This is a genomic window from Rhodopirellula sp. UBA1907, assembly GCF_002337565.1.
In the GTDB taxonomy this organism is placed as follows: Bacteria; Planctomycetota; Planctomycetia; order Pirellulales; family Pirellulaceae; genus Rhodopirellula; species Rhodopirellula europaea.
Genome location: NZ_DDGH01000098.1, coordinates 68,485 through 74,931, shown reverse-complemented (window position 1 = coordinate 74,931; position 6,447 = coordinate 68,485). Strand labels below are relative to the sequence as shown.

General features: G+C 53.7%; 4 protein-coding genes. 3 read left to right on the top strand and 1 reads right to left on the bottom strand.

The features are described 5' to 3' along the window. The first annotated feature begins 783 nt into the window (after positions 1–783). From B2R17_RS23825 to B2R17_RS23815, 3 genes are all read left to right on the top strand, one after another. Positions 784–2,016 carry a DUF1559 domain-containing protein gene (locus B2R17_RS23825; protein ID WP_037252167.1) on the top strand — a complete coding sequence of 411 codons (1,233 nt, stop codon included), beginning with the start codon at positions 784–786 and terminating at the stop codon, positions 2,014–2,016. Positions 2,017–2,096: 80 nt separating this feature from the next. Next, positions 2,097–2,297, top strand: coding sequence for a hypothetical protein (locus tag B2R17_RS23820; RefSeq protein WP_008660822.1), 201 nt, complete (start codon positions 2,097–2,099; stop codon positions 2,295–2,297). A 65-nt stretch (positions 2,298–2,362) separates the two neighbouring features. Further along, on the top strand, positions 2,363–5,419 hold the full coding sequence (locus tag B2R17_RS23815; RefSeq protein WP_286765978.1) for an FG-GAP-like repeat-containing protein: 3,057 nt from the start codon (positions 2,363–2,365) through the stop codon (positions 5,417–5,419). Positions 5,420–5,461: 42 nt separating this feature from the next. Here the strand turns inward: B2R17_RS23815 and B2R17_RS23810 are convergent, their stop codons facing one another. Then, positions 5,462–6,403 carry a metallophosphoesterase family protein gene (locus tag B2R17_RS23810; RefSeq protein WP_286765977.1) on the bottom strand — a complete coding sequence of 314 codons (942 nt, stop codon included), beginning with the start codon at positions 6,401–6,403 and terminating at the stop codon, positions 5,462–5,464. Positions 6,404–6,447: the final 44 nt, after the last annotated feature.

Here is a 6,447-nt window from a genome sequence, read left to right as displayed (position 1 = left end):
CGGCAAATCGAAAGTTTAATTTCTGCTATCTAACCAACAGTATACATGCTCATTACTCGCGTTTCCACGCGGATTAGCCAATCGAATGCACAGTTTTCTGCAGCATCCTTGGGCGAAGCCTCTGGATACTTAGGCGAAGCCTGTGGCAGCGAATGATCATGCAACTCTCAAAAGCATAACGAAACACGTTGCCTGGCAACCTTGTCGGTGTCTGATTTCGCCTCCGCCGTATATTCCCTCAGGATACACTCGCAGAATTAACGTTTCGCGATGAACGCTTGTCGAGACATCGGTCCAAATTTCTGTCCAGCGATCGGACATCGTCTCGCCGGGAAGCAACGACGATGCACTCCGACCAAATTACCACAACGATCCTGACTCAATCCCGTTGACTTGGACGGAAACAAACGAGCGACCGTGGCTGCATTTTAGACAAGTTAAAAAATGGCATATAGCATCCCTCGCTCCGCCAGGCTAACGGCTAACGAACGGCCTTTACAAACGCTCAAGATGCGCCCGGCCCCAAATATAGATTTGAACGCTGCCCTGCCTGTTTAAGAAAGGCCATCCTCTAGCAATCTAGCTATGGAGAATTTGAAACCTCAAGGCAGAATAGTCCCCGTTGCAAGCTGACAGTCGTCGGCTACCCGCCATAAGCGAGCAGCGACTGACTCATCTCGCTTTTCGTTCTAGGAACAGGCGGATGGCTGTCAGAAACCATGTCTTTTCCTTTTTGGATTCGTTTCGAATTCCTCATCCCACTCTCGGTTGGAGTACATCTTGATGCAAAAGTCCCCTTCGCAACGAGCAGGCTTTACGCTCGTCGAGCTGCTGGTCGTGATCGCGATCATCGGCGTTCTGGTTGGTTTGTTGTTGCCCGCCGTGCAGGCCGCTCGCGAAGCTGCCCGCCGCATGAGCTGCAGCAACAACTTCAAACAAATCGGTTTGGCAATTCACAACTACCACAGTGCGTACAACCAATTGCCAATTCATGGTGGCGGCACGACCGATCCACACTCCGCCCAAATTTGGCGACCTTCGGAAGTCTCTAACAACGGCCGTTTGAGCTGGTTGGTTGGTTTGACTCCGTTCATCGAACAACAAGGTCTTTGGGAGATGATCTCAAACCCATTGAACGTGGATTCGCGTGGTGCCAGCCCTCCAGCCGCAAGCGGCAACGGCGGTGTCAGTGGCGGAGCGACTCGGAACGGTGGTCCATTCAGCGCAATGGGCCCGACCCCAGACGAGATTCTTTACACGCCATGGGTCACGCAAATGCCCACGTTCCGTTGCCCAAGCGATCCAGGTGTTGGCCTGCCGTCGCTCGGACGTACGAACTACGCAGCCAACTTGGGTGATTCCGCCGAACGCGCTCACCAAGGTGATTGGAACAACAGCGCCCCAATCGGGTACGGCAATATCAGCTCCGGTTTGGCGAACGAGATCCAAGGTGCAGGACGTGGATTCTTCACCGTGCACAAGAGCCGACGTTTTCGCGATGTTCTGGACGGCTTGTCCAACACGATTGCTGCTGGTGAGATCGCAACGGACTTGGGCGATAAAGACGCTCGCACCGCCGCCCTCAACCGAGGTTGGTCGTTCGTTCGCAACTATCCACCAAACGACTGCGACAACTTGGTCGATCCGGCTCGTCCTCAATTCTGGGATGCGTCGCAAACCACCGTCAGCGGTGTCGATGGTCGCGGTTTCCGTTGGGCAGAGCACTTGCCAAACTTCAGTGGTTTCTTCACCGCTCAACCACCAAACAGCCCCATCTGCAACGAGCAAAACGCGGGCAACTCAGGTTGGTACTCCGCATCGAGTCGTCACCAAGGTGGTGTTCACGTCTTGATGGGCGACGGTGCCGTGAAGTTCATGACTGACTCGGTCGAAGCTGGCAATCAAAGCCAACTTGGCGTCAACGCTTACCGATCTGCCGGATCGAAGAGCCCCTACGGCGTTTGGGGTGCCCTCGGCACACGAGCAGCCAAGGAAATTATCGAAGACGTCTTTTGATCAAAGCTAACTTTCACACGCGTCCGCTTCAGTCGCAGGCGGACGCACGTTCTTCCAAACATCCTTCCCACAACAGAACCATGAAATATCGATTCGCTTTGTTTGCCTGCCTTGTCGCTTTTTCCCTGACCGTCGGTTGTGACAGCGGTGAACCAACCAACCTCGCTGGCGAAGTGAGCGACAGCGAGATTGAAGAGTACAACCGCATGCTCCAAGAGTCGCAAAAGCAAATGGTAGAATCGGACGAAGCAATGAAAAAGGAAATGAAGTCCAAACGCTAACGGAGACTTCTGTTTTGCTGGTAGCCTCCGCTTCCAACTTTGAAACCTGCTCTGAGTTCGACGCCGTGCGTGTCGTGCTCAGAGTTTTTTTATGCGCCGCTGCCTGTTCTATCTCTGTCGGATGCGGCCCGACTTACTCGACGTCGAAAACCTCGAAGGTCACCGACGTTGATGGCAACGATCGCTCCACCGCAAAAGGTGAAGCTGACACTGAAACATTCGGCCCCGATCAAATTCTGAACGAGGGGCGAACCCGGGGATGGGAAGTCGCGGAACAGATTGCAACCCAAACTTTGATTCACTCGCCCGACGACGTGGGGATTTTGGTTGCATCCGCTGAAGTGAAACAGCGGCTCGGCAAGAATGACGAGATGGCGATTCTGTTAGTCGACGCCACACGCGCCGACCACTTCAAAAACGAGACATTGGTTCTACAAGCGGTCGCGGGCTTGATGGCGAACGGGCAACTCTTCGAAGCAATCGAATTACTCGAAGACGTTGTCGAGAATCATCCGGACCGAAATGAAACTCGCCGATGGCTGTTTGATTGCTTAGTGAATTCAGAACAGATCAATCTGGCTCTGCCGCACGGTCGCCAGCTCATTCGTGAACGGCACTTCGATTCGGTTCTCTTGTTCTCAATGGGACAAAACGAGCAACGCGACCGTGAAGTGGAATCGCTAACGATCCTATCCCGTCGCAACCCTTCCGATGCCCGACTCACCATCGGAATGGCGAGACTCGCGCTAGACCGGGGCGAATTTGCCGAATCAGGTGAGTTGCTCCAGAAGATTCTGGAACAGCACCCCACGTTTTCGCCCGCCTGGTGTTTGGAAGCCGAACGCTTGTTCTTGGCCGGCAAACACGAGGTCTTGTTGAAGTGGTTGCAAAACGTACCCGCTAATGTCAAACGAGACGCGTGGAAGTACTGGGCGACCGTCGGCAACCTTGCCTTGAAAAACGCCCAGCCTGCCTCGGCCGCCCGTGCTTACTGGGAAACAATTCAACGCAACGATGGCGTTGGCAAGATTCATGCGAAGCTGGCGAGAGCATTGCAGCTCATCGCGGATCAACATGACTGGATCACCCCAGAACTGCTCGAGGATCTGACGCTGCGAGCGGAGTTGCTGGAGCAATTGGTGCAGGTCAAAGACCGCTTCTACCGCTCAGAAATGAAGTCTCCCGAAATCGCAACTTCCATCGCTGATCTGCTAGCTCAACTCGGTCGCAACTGGGAAGCAGAAGCTTGGCTGGCGAATGCGATTCGAGAATCGAATGGCCAGGCAAGAGCTGCAGTGGAACTGCGAGCCAAGATTGTTGCAAAGCTACGTTCGGATCTTCCATGGCAAATAGAACCTGAATCTTTCACAACATTGAATTCGCATGTCCGTGCAAGTTTACCGGGGCTATCGATCGAATCGTTGCTTGACGAGATCGAACCAATCTCGCCCGCACCGGTAAAGCTGGCCGGCGAAGAAGCGAAACAGGATGCAAGCGAGTATCGACTGATCGACGAGAGCGAATCTCGTGGACTCATGGCGATGTCGAACGATCCGATCCAGTTGCCAAACGGAGTGATTCCGATCTATTCGCAGCTGGGATCCGGCGGCGCGTCCCTGGACTACGATCTGGATGGCTGGCCCGACATCTTCGTGGCTGGTTCTTCCGAGATGATAGATTCAAAAAAGCCCCGACTCAGCGAAAGCGAGTTCTTTCGAAACGAAGCAGGGCAACTGCGTCCAATTCGTTTGCAATCCAACTTGCTCAACCGGGGATTTCCTCAGGGGACCGTGACTGGTGATTTGAACGCGGACGGGTTTGTCGATCTAGTTCAGTTGAACTACGGCGTGGACCAAGTGTTCCTAAATAACGGCGATGGAACCTTCTCTGAAGCCTCCTCTTGGTTTGATCAAAACGAAATGGCGTGGTCCACCAGTGGTGCGATCGCGGATCTGGACGCGGACGGCATCTCCGACATGATCGTCCTTCGCTATTGCGAGCCTGACGCTCCCCTTCGTGAGCGATGTCATACTCCGGATGGTTCGGTCGACTACTGTGTCCCCACCCACTACAACGCGGACATCGATCAGTTTTTTCGCGGCAGTCCAACTGGCGGACTCGAAACCGCGACCGAGCTTTGGGACACCATCCCAACCAATCCCGGTCGCGGACTGGGACTGATCGTTGGCCAGCTGGACGGATCGCCGTCCATGGACGTTTTTGTAGCAAACGACATGACCAGCAACCACTTTTGGTCGCGATCGATGCTCGACGATTCGAAGTTCGCAGAAAGCGGTACCTTGTGTGGGCTCGCTTTGGACTGGCGGTCCCGTCCCCAGGCCAGCATGGGAATTGCCGCAGCCGACTTTGATGGCGACCATGACCTGGACTTCTACGTCACCAACTTTGAAAAAGAACACAACACGCTGTATCTGCAACAAAACCCGGGGATCTGGTCCGATCAAACTCGATCAGCCGGGCTTTACGAATCAAGCTTCGAATCGCTTGGATTCGGAACAATCGCAATCGACCTCGACAATGACACGTCCCACGAGGTGATGATCTGCAACGGTCACGTTCATCACGACTCGCCGTCCGGCTACGAACAGCATCCACACCTTTGGACGCAATCAAAGCGAGGTTTCCAAGTTGTCCCCCGCCCCGAATTGTCCAACTACTTTCAAAAGAAATATGTTGGTCGTTCGGTTTGGAAGCTCGATATCAATCGCGATAGCAAAACGGATCTGGTGATCACCCACCAGGGCGAAAGCCCCAAGCTTTTGTGCAACCGTACCAAAGAGGCATCGGAAAACCATTCTTTGAAACTTCGATTGGTCGGAACCGAATCAACTCGCGACGCGATTGGCTCGGTGGTTTCGGTCACCCACGGTAGCCAATCAAGTACACGTTGGCTTCTTGCCGGCAATGGCTACATGGCGTCGAGTGACAAAGTCCTCTCCTTCGGTCTGGGAACAATTGCCGAGGACGCTCGACTCGACGTGTCCATCACTTGGCCCGATGGGACCACGCAATCAATCCAGACAAGACCCGATCGAGAATTGTTGGTGGTCCAGAATCAAACGACCGCGTTTGTATTGGAGGAAACTTCGATCTCAGAGTAATTGCATCGACTGATTGATGCATCTGACAACTAGGCTCGGACGCTATGCATCCCAATGATAGCTGGCCTGGCGTACAAAACCTTTGATTTCGATCGTACCGTCGGGTTGAATATCCATGACTGAGTAGCCATTGCTCTCGGGTCCGGATCCTTCGACCATTGCCGCCATGGTGCAATAGTGGATGCCGCCGATCTCATTCAGGTCATTCTGGTGGCTATGACCTTGGAAAACCGCTACGACGTTCCCGGACTCCTCGAGTGCCTTGCGTACATCCACACAATTCTTGACGCCGTGATTGTTGCTGACGTCAAGACGCTGGTGAGCGAAGACGACAGTTGGCTTGCTGTTGGACTTCAGGTCACCACGCAGCCATTCCAATTCTTCTGCCGACACATTTGCATCAGTCCAATGAAAGTTCCGCCGACCGTAGGACTTTCCGTCGCCTCGAAAGCAAGCGTCCAGAACGATGAAGTGAATTCCTTCTCGATCGAATGAGTAGAAAGAACGCTCTTGCCCAACACCACCGAGGAATTCATCTTTGGTCAACGTGTCAACGCAATGGTTGCCCAAGACGTAGTGTCGATCGTCACAGATCGAAGCAAATTGTTTGTTGATGGTTTTGAGGTATCCCTGTTCAACATCCACCGAATCCGCGGCGTCAATCAAATCTCCTAGTTCGACGACGAAGTCCGGCTGATCGGCGGCGAACTGCTTGCTGGCCGTTTCCAGCTTGCCAAGCGTTTCCCGATAGTGACGTGATCCCGCGGGCGATTTGTCCGCGTAGTGCAAATCGGTGATCACCCCAACGCGAACTGCTTTGGGATCGCTTTTCGATTCTCTGGCAAACAGCATTTCTTTGGTCAACGCGGCAGCGGCCAGAACGAGCGATCCATTCCGCAACAGGGCGCGTCTTCCAAACACTTGACGATTCAACTGGCTGGTTTGATCTGTTGATTCAACGGACGAACTTGATGCAGGATTCATGGTCGGCAGGTACTTGGTGGGAATCTCGGAAGGTTGACTTTCAA